Annotated in this window: 18 protein-coding genes and 1 pseudogene; 8 read left to right on the top strand and 11 right to left on the bottom strand. The window is 73.6% G+C overall.

Translation table 11 applies throughout. From position 1 onward, the window contains the following. Positions 1–149 precede the first annotated feature (149 nt). Positions 150–1,484, top strand: coding sequence for a DUF4185 domain-containing protein (locus ACIBZJ_RS11090; protein ID WP_395928086.1), 1,335 nt, complete (start codon positions 150–152; stop codon positions 1,482–1,484). Here the strand turns inward: ACIBZJ_RS11090 and ACIBZJ_RS11085 are convergent. Together ACIBZJ_RS11085 and ACIBZJ_RS11080 are read right to left on the bottom strand one after the other, a co-directional pair. Continuing rightward, a complete protein-coding gene (locus ACIBZJ_RS11085; RefSeq protein WP_395928084.1) occupies positions 1,474–1,965 on the bottom strand; it encodes a hypothetical protein in 492 nt (163 codons plus the stop codon). The genes ACIBZJ_RS11090 and ACIBZJ_RS11085 overlap by 11 nt on opposite strands. 77 nt (positions 1,966–2,042) lie before the next feature. Continuing rightward, positions 2,043–3,143, bottom strand: a complete 1,101-nt coding sequence (locus ACIBZJ_RS11080; protein WP_395928082.1) for a nucleotide disphospho-sugar-binding domain-containing protein — start codon at positions 3,141–3,143, stop codon at positions 2,043–2,045. Positions 3,144–3,288: 145 nt separating this feature from the next. Here ACIBZJ_RS11080 and ACIBZJ_RS11075 point away from each other — a divergent pair, with 145 nt between their 5' ends. Both ACIBZJ_RS11075 and ACIBZJ_RS11070 read left to right on the top strand, forming a co-directional pair. Next, positions 3,289–3,426, top strand: coding sequence for a hypothetical protein (locus tag ACIBZJ_RS11075; protein WP_395928080.1), 138 nt, complete (start codon positions 3,289–3,291; stop codon positions 3,424–3,426). A gap of 87 nt (positions 3,427–3,513) precedes the next feature. Next, on the top strand, positions 3,514–4,614 hold the full coding sequence (locus ACIBZJ_RS11070; RefSeq protein WP_395928078.1) for a coiled-coil domain-containing protein: 1,101 nt from the start codon (positions 3,514–3,516) through the stop codon (positions 4,612–4,614). Positions 4,615–4,628: 14 nt separating this feature from the next. Here ACIBZJ_RS11070 and ACIBZJ_RS11065 read toward each other — a convergent pair whose 3' ends face one another. After that, entirely contained in the window at positions 4,629–5,126 is a 498-nt protein-coding gene (locus tag ACIBZJ_RS11065; protein ID WP_395928076.1) for a winged helix-turn-helix transcriptional regulator, read from the bottom strand. 15 nt (positions 5,127–5,141) lie between these two features. Here ACIBZJ_RS11065 and ACIBZJ_RS11060 point away from each other — a divergent pair, with 15 nt between their 5' ends. Next, complete coding sequence (locus ACIBZJ_RS11060) at positions 5,142–5,741, top strand: class I SAM-dependent methyltransferase (RefSeq protein WP_395928074.1); 600 nt, start codon at positions 5,142–5,144, stop codon at positions 5,739–5,741. Between the two features lie 14 nt (positions 5,742–5,755). Beyond that, positions 5,756–6,934 carry a winged helix DNA-binding domain-containing protein gene (locus tag ACIBZJ_RS11055; RefSeq protein ID WP_395928072.1) on the top strand — a complete coding sequence of 393 codons (1,179 nt, stop codon included), beginning with the start codon at positions 5,756–5,758 and terminating at the stop codon, positions 6,932–6,934. On the opposite strand, the gene ACIBZJ_RS11050 is transcribed toward ACIBZJ_RS11055, so the two are convergent. Beyond that, the gene (locus ACIBZJ_RS11050; protein ID WP_395928070.1) at positions 6,923–7,819 is read right to left on the bottom strand and encodes an aminoglycoside phosphotransferase family protein; all 897 of its coding nucleotides are present in this window, start codon (positions 7,817–7,819) and stop codon (positions 6,923–6,925) included. The two genes, ACIBZJ_RS11055 and ACIBZJ_RS11050, sit on opposite strands and share 12 nt — an antisense overlap. Then, positions 7,816–8,199, bottom strand: coding sequence for a rhodanese-like domain-containing protein (locus tag ACIBZJ_RS11045; RefSeq protein WP_395928068.1), 384 nt, complete (start codon positions 8,197–8,199; stop codon positions 7,816–7,818). The genes ACIBZJ_RS11050 and ACIBZJ_RS11045 overlap by 4 nt, the downstream gene beginning before the upstream one ends. 77 nt (positions 8,200–8,276) lie before the next feature. Here ACIBZJ_RS11045 and ACIBZJ_RS11040 point away from each other — a divergent pair, with 77 nt between their 5' ends. Then, on the top strand, positions 8,277–9,413 hold the full coding sequence (locus tag ACIBZJ_RS11040; RefSeq protein WP_395928066.1) for a hypothetical protein: 1,137 nt from the start codon (positions 8,277–8,279) through the stop codon (positions 9,411–9,413). A gap of 96 nt (positions 9,414–9,509) precedes the next feature. Here ACIBZJ_RS11040 and ACIBZJ_RS11035 read toward each other — a convergent pair whose 3' ends face one another. The 4 genes from ACIBZJ_RS11035 to ACIBZJ_RS11020 all read right to left on the bottom strand — a co-directional run bounded on the left by ACIBZJ_RS11035 (position 9,510) and on the right by ACIBZJ_RS11020 (position 12,632). Next, positions 9,510–9,878, bottom strand: a complete 369-nt coding sequence (locus tag ACIBZJ_RS11035; RefSeq protein WP_395928064.1) for an FKBP-type peptidyl-prolyl cis-trans isomerase — start codon at positions 9,876–9,878, stop codon at positions 9,510–9,512. A gap of 341 nt (positions 9,879–10,219) precedes the next feature. Then, entirely contained in the window at positions 10,220–11,479 is a 1,260-nt protein-coding gene (locus tag ACIBZJ_RS11030; RefSeq protein WP_395928062.1) for a PLP-dependent aminotransferase family protein, read from the bottom strand. 116 nt (positions 11,480–11,595) lie between these two features. Beyond that, complete coding sequence (locus ACIBZJ_RS11025) at positions 11,596–12,213, bottom strand: gamma carbonic anhydrase family protein (RefSeq protein ID WP_395928060.1); 618 nt, start codon at positions 12,211–12,213, stop codon at positions 11,596–11,598. Beyond that, a complete protein-coding gene (locus ACIBZJ_RS11020) occupies positions 12,210–12,632 on the bottom strand; it encodes an HIT family protein (protein ID WP_395928058.1) in 423 nt (140 codons plus the stop codon). The genes ACIBZJ_RS11025 and ACIBZJ_RS11020 overlap by 4 nt, the downstream gene beginning before the upstream one ends. Before the next feature lie 785 nt (positions 12,633–13,417). Here ACIBZJ_RS11020 and ACIBZJ_RS11015 point away from each other — a divergent pair. Then, positions 13,418–14,419 carry a hypothetical protein gene (locus ACIBZJ_RS11015; protein WP_395928056.1) on the top strand — a complete coding sequence of 334 codons (1,002 nt, stop codon included), beginning with the start codon at positions 13,418–13,420 and terminating at the stop codon, positions 14,417–14,419. Between the two features lie 10 nt (positions 14,420–14,429). Continuing rightward, a complete protein-coding gene (locus ACIBZJ_RS11010; RefSeq protein ID WP_395928054.1) occupies positions 14,430–14,783 on the top strand; it encodes a hypothetical protein in 354 nt (117 codons plus the stop codon). Positions 14,784–14,844: 61 nt separating this feature from the next. Here ACIBZJ_RS11010 and ACIBZJ_RS11005 read toward each other — a convergent pair whose 3' ends face one another. Further along, positions 14,845–15,843 carry a LacI family DNA-binding transcriptional regulator gene (locus ACIBZJ_RS11005; protein ID WP_395928052.1) on the bottom strand — a complete coding sequence of 333 codons (999 nt, stop codon included), beginning with the start codon at positions 15,841–15,843 and terminating at the stop codon, positions 14,845–14,847. A gap of 219 nt (positions 15,844–16,062) precedes the next feature. Continuing rightward, positions 16,063–16,404, bottom strand: a pseudogene (locus tag ACIBZJ_RS11000) (hypothetical protein); the annotation flags it as partial.

Genomic DNA, 16,404 nt, shown 5'->3' with positions numbered 1-16,404 from the left:
GAACCGCTGGGTACCAAGAGGCTGCGCGGATCGCTCCTAACCGGGCGCAGATCACACAAAGACTCTTCTGACTCGCTTCGAACGCTGCCTTTTTCTGCCAGTGTCTTCCTGACGGATGCCGCCCGATAACTGCGCTCGAGGAGCCGTGGGTGCCGACCACAGCGTTACCGGACGAGGAGAGAACGGACCCCCCGTCCTCACGCCGCGGCAGCCGGTCGCCCCGCAGTCAAGTGGTCGTCGGCATCCTGGCCTACGTGGTCACGCTCGTCGTGACCGGTCTGGTCGTCACCGGCGGCAGCGCGCGCTCCGGCCCGCCGGCCCCGAGTGCCTCGCCCCCGCCGCCGGTCAGCGCCCCCGCCTCCCGGCCGCACGCCGCGGCGCCCCCGATGTCCGACGAGATCCCGCCGATCCCCGACGTCGGCAAGGTCGCGCAACTCGACCCGGTGCGTCAGGAGAGCCGGGTGAAGGCCAGGGACAACGGTCAGAGCGTCCGGTACGGCGACCATTCCGTCTGGGTCTTCGCCGACACCGTCCTCAGGAAGCCCGCCGCGTTCCTCTCGAACACCGCGGTCTCGACGTCCGATCTCGACGCCTCCGACGGCATCACGCTCACCGCCGGCGACCTCTCCGGCACCGGCGACGGCACGGTCCACGACGAGTTCCTGCCCTGGAGCACGGGCGAGAAGGCGTTCGAGAAGTCGCACGCCGGGAACTGCGTCGGCAGCCCCTACTGCGCGGTCACGTTCGGCCTCTGGCCCGGCCCGGTGATCGCGGACGAGGCCAACCACCGCGTGCTGGTCTTCTACCAGAAGCTGTGCCGAGGCGGCGCCGCCGGCGAACCCTGCTCGCAGCGCTACGGTCAGGATCTCGGCACCGGCATCGCCGCCGTCGACATGACCACGTACGAGGTCACCCGCCTCACCCCGGTGAACGGTCCCGCGGTCCGGAGCATCGAGGGCTCCGACCCGACGCTGTTCTTCCCGTCGGGCGCGATGTACGCCTCCGAGGCGGTCCTCGCCGGCGGCGACGTGTACGTCTACGGCGACTGCACCGGCGACAGCCGCTGCCGGGTGGCCCGCGTCCCGCTGGCACGGCTCACCGACCGTTCGTCCTGGCGCTTCTTCGGCGGACGTGACGACGAGTACCGTCCGATCTGGTCCGCCGATCCGGCCGACGCCGTGGCGACGGTCCGCGCCGGGGCGGCCGGGAACAGCGTCTTCTACGACCCCGCGCTGAAAGCCTGGATGAACGTCTACATGGAGTACGGGTCGCACGAGCTCGACGCGCAGGTCGGCGGAGCACCGTACGGGCCGTGGTCGGATCCGTTCACGCTGGCCGACACCGACGCGGGAAACTTCGGGGCCAACTACGCCGCGTTCGCCCACCCGGAGTACGCCGAGAAGGGCGGGCTCGTCCAGTACGTCACGTACTACCAGCAGTCGACCGGCGCCCAGCGGCTGCTCAGGATCACGCTCAGCCCTTGAGCACGGGCACCGAGCGCGGCGGTGACGAGAGCATCAGCGTGACCGCGCCGGCCTCGCCCGCGACCAGCCGGTGGGTGTGGCCGGGCCGCGCGGCGAGCTGACCGCCGGTGGCGAGCTGCGTCTCGTCCAGACCGGCGTTGCTGGCCACGGTCTCGGTGAGGTGGCCGCCGAGGACCGTCACCGTCTGGAAGCCGACCGAGTGGGCGTGCAGGTCGGTCGCGTCGCCCGGGGTCCAGCGGACCAGCCAGGCGTCGTAGAGGAAGTTCCCGCGGAGCGCGACCGGCTCGCCGTCGGACGACGCGAGCAGAGCCTCGGCGCCGCCGGCGGCGGCGATCTCGGCGGTGATGATCTCGGCGCGCTCGCGGAGCGCGGTCGGGGTGAGGGAGGAGGGGGCGAGCAGGTAGGGCTCGAGGTGGTCGAGACCCGACGTGCGGACCCGGGTGTTCTGGGTGGGGGCTGCGGTGCTCGTCGTCTCGGCCATGGATCGATTGAAGCGGCAGCCGGGCCGCCGTTCTGTGTCCGCGGCACCGCGTGAAGTGTTCGCCTGCGAACGGAGCTCTACCCGGGTGCGCTCGCGGTGGCCAGCGCCAGCACGCGCCCGGCGATCTCGGCCGGGGACGGGCGCGCGGCGAGCTCGTCCTGGATCGTGACGCTGGCCTTGCGCAGGGTGTCGTCGCCGATCAGGCGGGTCACGTCGTCGACGGCCAGGTTGCGGCCGGGTACGCAGATCCCGGCGCCGGCCCGGGCGACGGCCTCGGCGTTGTACCGGTGATCGGCACTCGGGGCGTGCACCAGCTGCGGCACCCCGGCGGCGAAGGCCGCCTGCACGGTGCCCGACCCACCATGATGGACGATCCCGGAACAGGTCGGGAGCACCGCGTCGAGCGAGACCCAGCCGATCGTCCGGACGTTGTCGGGCAGCCGCGGCGGTAGCCCGGGCTCTGGCCGGACCAGCACGATCTCCGCGTCGACCCGGCTCGCGATCGGGACCAGCGACTTCATCAGCCCGGCCGAACCGGAGCCGGCGGCCGTGCTCCGGCTGACCAGGATCCGGGGGAGCGCCGGCGTCTCGGTGAGCCACGATGGCAGCGGCGCGACCGTCGGCGGCTCGTACCGCATCGGCCACCCCGGCCGCTCACCCACGACCATTGTCGGCGCCACCTGGATCACCGCGACCGGCTCCGGCAGCCGGTCGATCCGCAGGCGCCGGAGCGACGGTCCGGCGGCTGCCGCGCTGAGCTCGGCGCCGTCGGCCAGGTTGATCTCGTGCCGGACCAGGGGGACGCCGTGCACCGCGGCGGCGATCTGGCCGGCGACCGCGAGCGGCTCCGCGACGAGGACGTCCGGCCGGAAGCGTTCGGTCGCGTCCAGGAGCGCGTCGACCAGGCGGGCATTGATCGCGCCGAACAGCGCGCCGGTGCCGCGGGAACCGGTGGTGCCGGCCAACGGATGCCGCAGCGTCACACCACGCGAGACCGAGGGGAGGTCGAAGCCGGGCGCGAGATCCTCCACCGGGAGGCCGGCTCTCTCTCCGGTGGCGACCGCGTCGCCGGCCGTGGCGATCAGGACGTCGGTGCCCGCGGCGGCCAGCGCACGGGACAGGGGAAGCAACGGAAGAACGTGACCCGGCACAGGCGCCGCGACCACCAGAACGCGCATGTCTGAAAGGTAGGGGACGCACCCTTGCCGGGCGGGATTTTGTCGGACCTGCTTGGTGGATCGGACCCGGCGGGCTCCAGGGCAGGGCGGCGCGCGGCCGGGGCGCTTGAGAAGCGGCTTCGATCCGGCGGGCGCGGATCCGTCGGTGGACTTCTCCGACCTCACGGAGGCGCTCAACCAGCAGATGTCGGCGGCCGATGCGTTCCTCACCGGGAGACGGACGTTCGAGGACATGCGGTCGTTCTGGCGTCGGGCCCACCAGCCCCAGGAGTCACACCGGTAACCGCTTGCTTAAGCGAGCCGCAAATCCGATTCACGACTCCCTTTCCGGGGTCGGATGACGCACGGTGAGCGACTTACCGTCCGAGGCGTGTTCAGATCCCGGCTCGCGGTCGTGCTCGTCGCCGTCCTCACCGGCCTGGGCCTGCTGGTCGGCAGCTCCCCGGGCCCGGCCGTGGCGGCGCCCGGCCCGGACGACGAAGGCGGCACGGCGACGCTCCAGCGCCGGCTCGACGAGGCGGCCGGCGGCTACAACAACGCCCACGCGAAGGCGCAGGCGTCCGAGAAGCGTCGCACCGCGCTGATCACGCAGATCGCCGCGCTGGAGAAGCGTATCTCCGCCCTCGACGCCGAAGTCGGGAAGCTGAGCGCGGCGGCCTACCGCAACGGCATCCCCGACACCGCCACCGCGATGACGAACTCGCGCTCGCTCCCGGATCTGATCGGCAACATCGGCCTGATCGACGCGCTGTCGGAGCGTCGCACCCGGACGCTGAACGACCTGCGCCACGCCAAGGAAGACCTGGCCACGGCCCGGAAGGACGTCGACGCGCAGCTGACGAAGCAGCGCTCGGCCGAACGCACGATGTCCCAGAAGCGTGCGGCGGCCGAGAAGGCGCTCGCCGACGCCAAGGTCGGCGGCCAGCAGACCGGCGGGTTCACCACCGACGGCGAGAACAACGACGAGCGCGCGGCGGCCGGCGGCTCACCGTCGTCGTCGGGGCCGAAGGCCGAGCCCGCGCCCAAGCGGAAGACCACCAGCCGCCGTGCGACCTCCGCCCCCCGCCGCGCGGACGGCAGCTGGGGCTCCGAGGGCTGCAGCCAGGACGACCCCACGTCCGACGGATGCCTCACCCCGCGCACGCTGCACGCGCTGCGCCAGACCCAGGCGGCCGGGTTCACGCACTACGTCCACTGTTTCCGGCAGGCCTCGTTCGGTGAGCACCCGAAGGGCCGGGCCTGCGACTTCGCGGCCGCGAAGAACGGCTTCGGCGGCGCCGCTACCGGCGACGACCGGGCCTACGGGAACCGGCTCGCGGCCTGGTACATCGCGAACGCCGACCGGCTCGCCGTGCTCTACGTGATCTGGTACCGCCAGATCTGGTTACCCGGCATCGGCTGGCGGGCCTACCAGAGCGGAAGTGACCCCTCGGCCGCCCACACGAACCACGTCCACCTGTCGGTGCAGTAGGGCCCGGCGCCGGTTCACGTACGGGGGACGGTCGCGAACGGGCCCGGGCGGAACCAGGCGGGGACGGCCCGGCGCAGGTCGGTCGGGCCGGTCAGCGCCACGTCGCCCGCCCGCATCGCGTCCGACCAGGTCAGATCGCCCCGCCAGACCTCGACCGGCCGGCGCAGGTCGGCGGTGACCTGAACGGCTACGTCGTAGCCGGGGTCGACGTCGCAGACGTCGGCCTCGGCCGGCGTGAGGACCAGCCACCAATCCTGTTGCTTCTTCGGCGCCGTCGGGAACCGGAAACCGACGACGGTGCGGCCGGCCGGGACCGTGGTGAGGTCGACGTTGCGGTGCCAATCCCACAGCAGCAGTTTCGGGTCGAGGTCGGAATCGCCCAGCACGCCCACCCAGCGCACGCCCCACGCACCCAGCGCCTGGACGATCGGTGCGAGCTCCTGACCGGCGGGTGTGAGGACGTACTGCACCTCGCGCTCGTCCGGACGCCGCTCGACCACCCCGGCCGCCACGAGTTCGCCGACGTCGTGGCGAGCGACGTCACGCCCTCGCTGCTGGCCGTCGGCGCGAAGCTCGCGGCCGAGCGGGGGGCTTCGCCGGCCTGGCAGGAGGCCGACGCGGAGAACCTGCCGTTCGCGACCGGTTCGTTCGACGTCGTGGTCTCGTGTGTCGGCGTGATGTTCGCACCGCACCACCGGGCTACGGCGGACGAGCTGATCCGGGTGGCCCGCCCGGGCGGGACGGTCGGGCTGATCAACTGGACTCCGGAAGGGTTCATCGGGCAGCTGTTCGCCACGATGAAGCCGTTCGTGACGTCCCCACCGGGTGCGCAGCCGGCGCCGCGGTGGGGAACCCCGTCGTACCTGGCCGAGCTGTTCGGCGACCGGGTGACCGACGTGTCGGTCCGGCGTGCGAACGTGCGGATCGAGGCGTTCGCGTCCGGTGCGGAGTTCCGCGACTACTTCAAGACCAACTACGGCCCGACGATCAACGCCTACCGGGCGGTGGATCCCTCGCGCGTCGCCGATCTCGACCGCGCCCTCGCCGACCTGGGCGATCGTGGTCTCTCCGACGGGGTCATGGAGTGGGAGTACCTCCTCTACACGGCCCGCACGACGTCCCGGTAGGGCACTATCGGCGCGTGCGGAAGTTCACGGACGACGAGCGGCGGCGACGGCTGGGGGTCCGGCACGCGCTCGCCCGGCCGGTGGGCGACCCGGTCTCGGCGGCGGCCCGGGTCGTCGCTCTGCACGCCACCGATGCGGCGACCGTGTTCCTCTCGGTGCGCGCCCGGGCCGAGCCGAGCCCGCCCGCGGTACTCGAGGACGCGCTCTACGAGCAGCGCACGCTCGTCCGGATGCTCGGCATGCGCCGCACGGTGTTCGTCGTCCCGAGCCCGCTGTTGCCGGTCGTCGAGGCGTCCACGATGGAACGCATCGCCGGGGCTCAGCGGCGTCTCCTGCTCAAGCACCTGCGGGAGACCGGCCTCGATCACGTCGACGAGTGGCTCGCGGACGTCGAGAACGGCACGCTCGCCGCGCTGGCCGCCCGCGGCGGCACCGCGACCGCCGTCGAACTCGCCGCCGACGAGCCGCGCCTGCGCACGACCCTGCACCTGGCCCCGGGCAAGCCCTACGAGGCGAAGTCCGCGATCACGAGCCGGGTGCTCGTCCTGCTCGGCGCGGAAGGCCGCATCGTGCGGGGCCGTCCGTCCGGCTCCTGGGTCTCCCAGCGTTACCAGTGGGCGCTCGCCGAGCAGTGGCTGCCGATCCCGCTCGACCGGCCGTCCGACACCGACGCCCGCGCCGAGCTCGCAGGGGCCTGGCTCCGCGCGTACGGTCCGGCGCCGGCCGCCGACCTGCAGTGGTGGACCGGCTGGACCGGCGCTCAGGTCGAGCGGGCTCTCGCCGACCTCGGCGCGGTCGAGGTCACGCTGACCGGCGGCACCGGCTTCGTGCTTCCCGACGACCTGGACGACACGCCCGACCCCGGCCCGTGGACGGCGTTCCTGCCGGCGCTCGACCCGACCACGATGGGCTGGACCGGGCGCGACTGGTACCTCGGCGACCACGGGCCGCGGCTGTTCGACCGCGCGGGCAACGGAGGCCCGACGATCTGGCTCGACGGGCGGATCGTCGGCGGCTGGGCGCAGCGCGCCGACGGTACGGTCGCGGTGCGGTTGTTCGAGGACCTCGGGGCCGACGCCAGGGCGCTGGCCGACGCGGAGGCCGAGCGGTTGCGGTGCTGGCTGCGTGAGGCCGGCGGGGTCCGGGTCGTCCCGCGGTTCCGGACGCCGACCGAGCGCGAGCTATCCGAGTAGCAGCCGCGCCACGTCGAGCGCCCGCCCCGGCGGCCCGGGCTCGGCGCAGTCCTCGGTGTCCCAGACCGCCGACAGCATCGAGACCGCGAAGCCCCAGGCGCGCACCCGGTCGAGGGGCAGGCCCAGCCCGTCGGCGAGTTGCTCGACCCGCCGCGGAACCGCCGCGAGCAGCACGTCGTCGCGGACCGTGGGCTCCGGGTTGTAGAGGATCGCTCCGACGTCGTAACCCGGGTCGCCGACGTAGCCGTGCGGGTCGATCGCCCGCCAGCCGTCGCCGGCCCGCAGCACGTTGTCGTGGTGCAGGTCGCCGTGGAGCACGACCCGCCGCGGGGCCGACCCGCACAGTTCGCTGAACACGGCGTCGGCCCGCTCGACCAGGCGGAGCGGCAACGGCCCGCGATCGGCGAACTCCCGCACGTACCGCCCGAACGCGTCCGCGAGCGTCGCGACATCGGGCAGGAGGCCGTCACCGGTCGGCGCGCGGTGCACGTCGTTCGCGATGCCGATCAGGATCCGGGTCGCTTCCTCGTCCCGACCGGCCGTCACCAGGTCGCGCAGGCGTGTCCCCGGCTCGGCCCGCTCGGTGAGCAACGCGCCGCGCGTGGCGTCCTCGGCCAGGAGGCGCACCGCCCCGCGGCCGTCGAACGCGCGGAGCGCCGCCGCCTCCTGGCGCAGGTGCCCCGGACCGGGTGGCCCGAGTTTCAGCACCACCGGCGTGCCCGCCGGGTCCGTCGCCCGCGTCACCCAGTGGTACGACAGCGCGTACGGCTCGCCGAGCGTCAGCCCCCACTGCGCCGCCACCGCGTCCACCGTCGCGGGCAGCCCGTCGAGCCACTGCCGTTCGGAGTCGCCCCAGGCCCGCTCCAGCTCCGCCGGTAGCATCATCCGCGGATCACGGCCGCGTCGCCGCCGACCGGCAGGGACGCGGCGCGCCAGGACTCGAAGCCGCCGGCCAGGTCGGTGGCGCGCCACAGTCCCAGCTCCCGCAGGCGCGCCGCCGCCACGCTCGACGCCTCGCCGTCCCTCGACACCAGCACGATCTCGGCGTCGTAGCTCGTCAGCTCGGGCAGGTGGCCACCGCTGCGGGGCACCAGCCGCCACTCCAGAACGGACGGATCGACCACGATCGCCCCCGGCAGCAAGCCCTGCTCCGCGCGCTCGCGCGGCGTCCGCAGATCGATCAGGAGCGCGCCACGCACGTACGCGGACACGGTCTCGTCCGCCGTCAGCCGCCAGACGAACTCCTCCGCCGTGTTCTCGTGCACCCCCCGATTGTGTCCCGGGAACGGCGATGCCGCCCATCCGACTGCCTCGGTGTCCCGAAAGATGGCAGGCTGAGCACGTGCCCGCCTCCACGTCCGAAACCGATCCGGACGCGGTGATCGCGGCCGCCGAGGCCGCGGTCAAGCACCGGTTCGGCGACGTCACGATCTCCGCTCCCGAGCGGCTGTCGGGCAGCTCGCGGGCCCAGGTGTTCCGCGCCGGGCTGTCCGGTGGTCCGGGCACCCCGGCCTCGGTGATCCTCAAGACCCCGACCGGCGTGTACCCGCCCCGCGAGCGCGCCGCGCTCACCCTGCTGGGCCGCGCCGGCGTGCCCGGTGCACCGCAGTTGCTCGGTGTCGCCGACGAGCCGGAGGTGCTCGTCCTGGCCGACGCCGGTACCGGCCCGTCGCTGGCCGACCGTCTGACCACCCCCGATCCGGACGCCGCGACCGCGGCACTGGTGCGCTGGGCCGAGACGACGGCGGCGTTCCAGGCGGCAACCGTCGGTCTGGAGGCCGCGTACGCCGAGGAGCTGGCCGCGCTGTCGCCGCTCGGCCCGCCCGCGCTCGACACCAGTGCCGAACTGCTGGCCGAGGCCGCCGTCGACCTGGCCGGGTATCTGCCGCAGATCGGCGTCACGCCCCGCCCCGAGGCGCTGGCCACGCTGCGCACCGCGGCCGACGGGTTCGACGCCACGGCCCGGGCGCTCGACCCCGGGGACGCCTGCCCGGACAACAACGTCGAAACGCCGGCCGGGCTCGTGCTCATCGACTTCGAGTTCACCGAGTTCCGGTCGGTCGCCTGGCAGGCCGCATATCTGCGGGTGCCGTGGCCGAGCTGCTGGTGCAGCTGGCGGATGCCCCCGGAGGCCGCCGGGCTCGCGCTCGACCGCTGGCGCGAGACGCTGGCCCCGGCGCTGCCCGCGGTCGCCCGTCCGGAGTTCGACGAGACGCTCGACCGGGCCGTCGCCGCCTGGGTCCTGCTCACGACGAGCTGGTTCCTCCCGAGCGCACTGGCCGGCGACCCGGCGAGCACCGATCCGCGCCGGCCGCGCCCGAGCCGGCGTCAGATCCTCCAGTACCGGCTCGGGATGCTGGCCGAGGCGTCGCTGCCGCCCGATTGCGAGCCGCTCCGCGACCTCGCCGCCGACGCGTACAGCGCTACCCGGCGGGCCTGGGGAGAACAGCCGTTGGCGCTCGCACCGGCCTACCGCTGAAGCGCGTCCACCGAGCCGGACGCCGCCCGGTGCACCCCTTCCACCGGGCGGCGTCCTCCGGCCGCGTCCAGCCCGGCCGCATTCACTCCGCTCGGGTCAGCGCACGCCGACGAGGTCGACGACGAAGATCAGCGTCTCGCCCGGCGCGATGACACCGGCGGCGCCGCGGTCGCCGTAGGCCAGGTGCGGCGGGATCGTGAGCTTGCGCCGGCCACCGACCTTCATGCCGTTGACGCCCTGGTCCCAGCCGGAGATGACCTGACCGGCGCCGACCGTGAAGTCGAGCGGGGCGCCACGGTTGTACGAGGCGTCGAATTCCTGGCCGTTGGAGTGCGACACGCCCACGTAGTGCACCGAGGCGGTCTGCCCGGCTCCGACTTCCGCGCCGTCGCCGACGGCCAGGTCCTCGATGACGAGGTCGGCCGGGGGAGCACCCTCGATCGGGCCGACGTCGGGCTTCTGCATTGGTTGCCTCCTGCGAGAACGGTTGGGACGCCTTCGATCGAACCATGGCGGCCGTCCCGACCCGTCGGCGGCACGCCCGGGGGTGCCGGAGCCGAGAGCAACTGTCCTAAGGGGAGCGTAGGAGAATCTTAAGCCGTGAGCGATTATGGGCAACTGATCCCCCGTCTGGGCGATCCTAGGCGGGCCGGCCGGACCACCCCCCCGGGTCCGGCCGGTCCCTTGCGAAGGGCCGCAGCGTTCGCCGCGGCCCCCCAGCAAAAGGGGGCCGGCCCGGCGCCTTTTCCCGCGCCCGACCACGCCCCCTGCTCGGCCCCTTCCGGAACATCTAATGTTCTAGGGGTTCACCGCGCCCCGGACGCGATCTGACCAGTTCTTGTCCACGAATCGACCGGCTTCCGGCCGGACATCGTCCCCGGCGTACCTGAATCCGCCTGCGCGTCCGGGTGACGGAGCGCGAGGCCGAGCCGCCGCAGGCCTTCTCGTATCTCGTCCACCGTCGGCGTCGTGAACGAGAGGCGGAGCGTCGCCCGATCCGGCGCGGTGGCGTAGAACGGCGCTCCGGGCACGAACGCGACGTCGTGCGCGAGCGCGGTCGGCAGGAGCGCGGCCGCGTCGTAGCCGTCCGGGAGGCGGACCCAGGTGAACATGCCGCCGTCCGGGTCGGTCCACCGGCTGCCGGGCGGCAGTACCGAGGGCAGCGCGCCGATCATCGCGTCGCGGCGTTCGCGGTACGCGTCGCAGAGGCGGCCGACGTGCCGGTCGAGGTCGGTCGCGGAGAGGTAGGCCGCGGCGGCGGCCTGGTCGATCGTCGACGTGTGCAGGTCCGTGGCCTGCTTGGCGACGACCAGCGCCGGCCGCACGGCCGGTCGCGTCCGCACCCAGCCGAGGCGTAGCCCCGGGGCGCCGATCTTGGAGAAGCTGCCCAGGTAGAGGACGTTCTCGGCGGCGGCAGCCAGCGGCAGCACCGGTTCGCCGCGGTACCGCAGCTCGCCGTACGGGTCGTCCTCCACGACCCACACCCCGGCGTCCGCGGTCACTTCGGCCACCGCTGCCCGCCGGGACGCGGCGAGGGTCCGTCCGGTCGGGTTGGCGAACGTCGGCACCGTGTAGAACAGCGTCGGGCGGTGCTGCCGGATCACCTCGCCCAGCGCGGCCGGGTCGACACCGTCGTCGTCGCCGGGCACGGTCACGATCCGCGCGCCGGCCAGCTGGAAGCATTGCAGCGCGGCCAGGTAGGTCGGCTCCTCGACCGCGACGACCGCGCCCGGGTCCAGCAGCGCGGTCGCGACGAGCGTCAGCGCCTGCTGCGAGCCGGTCGTGATCAGCAGGTCCCCGGCGTCGGTCGGCAGGCCGCGGCCGGTCATCCGGCCGGCGACGAGCGCCCGCAGCGACGGATCGCCCTCGGACGGCGCGTACTGCAGGGCCAGCCGCGCTCTCGGGCCGGACAGCACCGACGCGTACGCTTCGCGCACTCCGCCGAGGTCGAACAACTCCGGTGCCGGCAGCCCACCGGCGAACGACAACACTTCCGGACGCTCGAGCAGCGCCAGCAGATCACGGACCGGCGAACTCGCGACATCGCGCAGACGGGCGGCAACCACGGGACCTCCAGGACGAGGGACGAACGGCGGGGCCCTGCGCGGTGGTACCGCGCCGGGCCCCGGCCCGCACAACTCGGCCCTGGTCGAGGATCCGCACTCGACGCTAGCTCGCGTTCCTAGGTTCCGGAACGCTCGTCCCGCAGAATGGAATCGTCCCGGTGTGCGCCGAGCGCCCGGGAGTACCGCTCGGTCAGCGTGACCATCGCGTCCGGATCGTCGCGGTCGACGCCGAACACGTACCCGGGGAAGTCGAGGCCGCGCTGGATCGCCCAGATCGCGTCGTGGTGCGCGGGCGGCATGATCCGCGCCGGATCACCCACCGCGACCCAGCCGATCGGCACGGTCGCGCCCGGCGGGAGCGTGGTCCGCAGGTGCACGCAGCCGTGGACGCGGACCTCGCTGCCGGCCCCGATCCGGGCGCCGTTGAACACCGAGCAACCGGTCGCCAGGAACGCCCGCTCACCGATCTCGGCGCCGGTCACGCTCGCGTGCGGCCCGACCAGGCTGTGCGAGCCGACGTGCAGCGGATTCCGTGCGGTACCGCGCAGCACCGCGTTCTCCATCACGATCACGTGCTCGCCGAGGCGCACCGGGCCGCCGTCGGCGGTGAGGACGGCGCCGAACAGGACACGGCAGTGCGGCCCGACCTCGACGTCACCGGACACCAGCGCGGTCGGAGCGACGTACGCCGTCGGGTGGATCGTCGGCTGCACCCCGCCGTGCGCGACGATCATCGGGCCTGGGCCGCGTATCCGTTTTTCTCCAGGGCCGCGCGCAGGCGTTCGGCGGCCTCGTCCAGCGCGGCCTGGCCGGGGTCCGGGTCGGCGTCCTCGAAGTGGAAGTCGCCCTCACTCCACACCGGGTACGTGTGCAGGTGCAGGTGGGGCACCTCGAAGCCCGCGATGATCAGCGCTGCCCGCGGCGCGTTCCACGCGTCCTTCTGGGCCTGGCCGACGGCCTGCGCGACGCGCGTCAGGTGCGTCAGCAACTCGGCCGGGGCGTCGGTCCACTGATCGATCTCCTGGCGCGGTACGACCAGCGTGTGGCCGGCCTTGATCGGCGCGATGCTCAGGAAACCGACCGCGTGCTCGTCCTTCCAGACGAACCGCCCCGGCAACTCCCCGTCAATGATCCGCGAAAAGATGGTCGCCACGGTCTCAGCATGCCAGAGGCACCCGGAGGCCCCGTTCACTGTCCGGTCGCGGTGAAGCGTCGCCATCGGCGATTGACTCGCGACTTACCGTGACTCCCATGGCGCGCCTTGGAGATTTCGCCGCGTTCGCCGTCCACCTCGTCGTGGCGGCCGCCGTCCTGCTCGCCGCGTACCTCGCGGCCCGGCGGCTCTGGGGTCCTTCGGTGCCGCCGCTTCGGTCGGCCCGCGAGCCGGCTGAGGCGTCGCCGCTCCGAGGCCCCGGTCCGGTAACGGCCCACCCCTCGGCCCGGCCCCCGGGCCCCGGCGACCGGGTCGGTACGTCCCGGCGCCGGGAGTTCGCCGCGCCCTCCGGGGCGACGGCCGCCGGCGCCGAGCCGACCGCGGCCGGGGCCGGTCCGGCGCCCGCCGGGGCCGGTCCGGCGTCTGCTGGGGCTGAGTCGGCGTCTGCTGGGGTTGAGTCGACGGTCGCCGGGGTTGAGTCGACGGTCGCTGGCGTGCAGCCGAGTGCTGCCGGCAGGCGGCCGAGTGCAGCGGGCGCGCGGCCGAACCTTCGTGCGGCTACCGGCCGCGGTCCGGCGGCGAAGCGGTCGCCGGCTGCCGGGCCCGTCCGGCGGTCCGCCGCGGAGGAACGGCGCGAGCCTCGGCTCACCCTCCTCGCCACACCGTCCGCCTTGCGTGGGAGTTCCGCCGAGGGCGGAGGATCCGCCGGGGCCGGGGCCGGGGCCGGGGCCGGGACTGGGGCTTGGGCTGGGGGCGGGGGGTCTTCCGCGGCCGGGCCGGTCGGGGTGCACGACCGGGTCGCGGCGCCGACGTACGACGCGCAGTCGCCGCCCGTGGCCCGGGCCACCTCGTCGCCGGGCGAGGACGAGCCGATCAGGGTCACGCTGCACGTGGTCTCGTCCTCCCACGGACAGGTCGAGGTCAGCGGTCTCCTCGGTGCGATCGACCGCATCGATGCGCGTGGCTGCGGCGCGGCGATCGTGGCCAGCGACAGCGACATCCGGACGACCGACCATTACCGCGTGACGCGGATCGACCTGCGTCTCGGCGATCTCCTGCTCCGGCCGGCAGTGGCCCGGGCGTTACGTGAGCTCGCGGACGATCCTGCCAGTGCGGCCAAGATCGCCGCCGCCGGGCGCGCGCTGCAGACCGCCGCCCGGTCGGCCGGGCCGGCTCCGTCCGGCGCACGAGGTACGCACGCGCAGGCCGACGTCCGCCCGGCGTATCACGTCTCGATCCACGGAGCCCACCAGGCGACGAGGGCCAGCCGGTCGTCCGTGAACGCGACCCACGTGTACGACGTTCGTGCCGACGTGCCTCTCGCGCTCCTCCTGGCCGGTAACGCGGCGCTGGCCCGGGCGCTCGCCGTCGCCGTGGTCGAGAGGCCGCCCGGGGCCGCGACGAACCGCTTCCCGAGCGAAGCGGTCGGCGAAGGCCGGCACCTGACCGGGTGGCAGGTGCTGGGCCACGCGTCGGTGACGTCTCCGTTCGATCGGGCGACGCTCACCTCGGCATGGGGCCGAGCGACGGTGACCGGCGCTCAGGTGATGGCGGTCGGCGACCACATCGACGTGACCCAGTCGGCGGATTTTGATCTCGCCCGGCCGTCGATGGTCGACTTCCCGCGGGCGTCCACCGAATTCCACGCGCGTTCGGGGCTGCGCACTCCGTCGGCACCGCCCAGCCGCGCGGCGACGCCTCCCAGCTTCCTCGACGTCGGGCACCGAGGCGCGGGGACCCGGAACCCGACGAGCAGTCCGGCATCCGCGCCCGGACCCTTCGGATAGGAGTGACACGATGAAACGGGCCGCCGGAGTCATCGCGGTGGGTGCGCTGCTCGGGGTAGCGGGCTTCGTCGTCGGCGCGGTCGGTCTCGCGAAGGCCGACAGCCTCGCCAGCATCGGCAGTTTCTTCGTCGGTGTGATCGGCGTGCTGATCGCGGCCCTCGGCGTGATCGGCCAGGGCTCCGGGAAACGCAAGGATCCGCCCGCTGGGGGTGTCACCTTCGGCACGGTCAACGCTCAGCAGGTCAACCACGTCGACCGTAGCGTTTTGAACACGACTTTCTCCAACAACCCCCCGGCCGGAACCACCGGCGACGGCCGGCCGGGCCCACGCCGGTGGTGGACGCGATCCAGTTCGAACAGGTGACCAGCAGCAGCCGGCGGCCGGCTCTCCACGATCAGCCAGGCGCTCCGCTGACGAAACTCCGTCAACGCACCCGCGGGCCGGAGCCGGTGGAGCCCCGCACCACCAGTTCGGGCTGGAAGACGAACTCGGACTTGGGGCCGGGTATGCCCGCGATCTCGTCCAGCAGCATCTGCACGGCCGCCGTGCCCATCGCCTGAACCGGCTGCCGCACGGTCGTCAGCGGCGGGTCGGTGAACCCGACCAGCGGCGAGTCGTCGAACCCGATGACCGAGACGTCGCCCGGCACCGTCATCCCCAGATCGCGGATCGCCCGGATCGCCCCCAGCGCCATCAGGTCGCTGCCGCAGATCACCGCGGTGCATCCGCGCGAAACCAGCGACAGGGCTGCGGCCCGGCCGCCCTCCACCGAGAAGAACGTGTGCTCCACCAGGTCCGCCGACCCCGACGCCACGTCCCGGAACGCTGCGACTTTCCGCAGCACCGGCACGAACCGCCGCGGCCCGATCGCCAGCCCGATCCGCTCGTGGCCGAGACTGACCAGATGCGACACCGACTGGCGGATCGCCGCCCGGTCGTCGGTCGAGATGAACGGCGCCGAGACGCCGGGCGCGTATCCGTTGATCAGCACGATCGGTAACCGCCGCGCGGCGAGGCGGTTGTAGCGTTCGGTGTCGGCCGTGCTGTCGGCGTGCAGGCCCGACACGAACACGATCCCGGCGACGCCCCGCTCGATCAGCACCTCGGTGAACGCGTCCTCGGTCACGCCACCCGGCACCTGCGTGCAGAGCACCGCGGTGAAGCCCTGCATCGACAGGCCCTGCTCGATGATCTGCGCGAACGCGGGAAAGATCGGGTTGTCGAGCTCCGGGGTGATGAGTCCGATCAGGCCGGCGCTGCGCTGTTGCAGCCGCGGCGGCCGCTCGTAACCCAAGATGTCGAGCGCGGCCAGCACGGCCTGCCGGGTCGCGGGCGACACCCCGGCCTTGTCGTTGAGGACCCGGCTGACCGTGGCCTCGCTCACGCCGGCCTTGACAGCCACGTCAGCAAGCCGCGGGCTCATGGACCGCACTCTAACGCCTCACTTCGAGGCTCCCGCCGGCCACCGCGGCCCGCCGGGACGGAGCCCGGCGACCCTTCGGTTACGCCGCACGGGGGAGCGGCGGTCGCGTCCGCCCGGGGGAGCGGCGGTCGCGCGTCCACCGGCTGAGCGGGCCCGGCCGGGCGGGAAACTCGAAGGCCCGGCTCCCTTGCGGGGAGCCGGGCCCGGGAAGCAGCCGGATCAGGGCGCAGGCGGCCGGGGCGGCGCGGTCGGGTCGTCCGGACCGCCGTAGCCGGGCGGGTTGTATCCACCCGGTGCGCTCGGCGGCTCGTAGCTACCCGGCGCGCTCGGCGCGTTGTAACCGGGCGCGCCGGGGGCGTCGTAACCGGGCGCGCTGGGAGCGCCGTAACCCGGCCCGGACGTCGGCGTGCTCCCGTAGCCGGGACCCGAGGTCGGAGCGCCGTAGCCGGGACCCGAGGTCGGCTGGCCGTAGCCGGGACCCGAGGTCGGCTGGCCGTAGCCGGGACCCGAGGTCGGCTGGCCGTAGCCGGGACCCGAGGTCGGCTGGCCGTAGCCGGGACC

It is taken from the genome of Cryptosporangium sp. NPDC051539, from assembly GCF_044454545.1.
GTDB lineage: Bacteria > Actinomycetota > Actinomycetes > Mycobacteriales > Cryptosporangiaceae > Cryptosporangium.
The sequence above is the reverse complement of the archived record's forward strand: the minus strand, read 5'-3'. Positions and strand labels throughout refer to the sequence as shown.

Bases quoted from the DNA above. Each gene is read 5' to 3' on its own strand.
- ACIBZJ_RS11025 (WP_395928060.1), bottom strand. From the start codon at position 12,213: ATGATCGTCGCGCACGGCGGGGTGCAGCCGACGATCCACCCGACGGCG.
- ACIBZJ_RS11080 (WP_395928082.1), bottom strand. From the start codon at position 3,143: ATGCGCGTTCTGGTGGTCGCGGCGCCTGTGCCGGGTCACGTTCTTCCG.
- ACIBZJ_RS11085 (WP_395928084.1), bottom strand. From the start codon at position 1,965: ATGGCCGAGACGACGAGCACCGCAGCCCCCACCCAGAACACCCGGGTC.
- ACIBZJ_RS11010 (WP_395928054.1), top strand. From the start codon at position 14,430: ATGAAACGGGCCGCCGGAGTCATCGCGGTGGGTGCGCTGCTCGGGGTA.
- ACIBZJ_RS11005 (WP_395928052.1), bottom strand. From the start codon at position 15,843: ATGAGCCCGCGGCTTGCTGACGTGGCTGTCAAGGCCGGCGTGAGCGAG.
- ACIBZJ_RS11035 (WP_395928064.1), bottom strand. From the start codon at position 9,878: ATGCAGAAGCCCGACGTCGGCCCGATCGAGGGTGCTCCCCCGGCCGAC.
- ACIBZJ_RS11050 (WP_395928070.1), bottom strand. From the start codon at position 7,819: ATGATGCTACCGGCGGAGCTGGAGCGGGCCTGGGGCGACTCCGAACGG.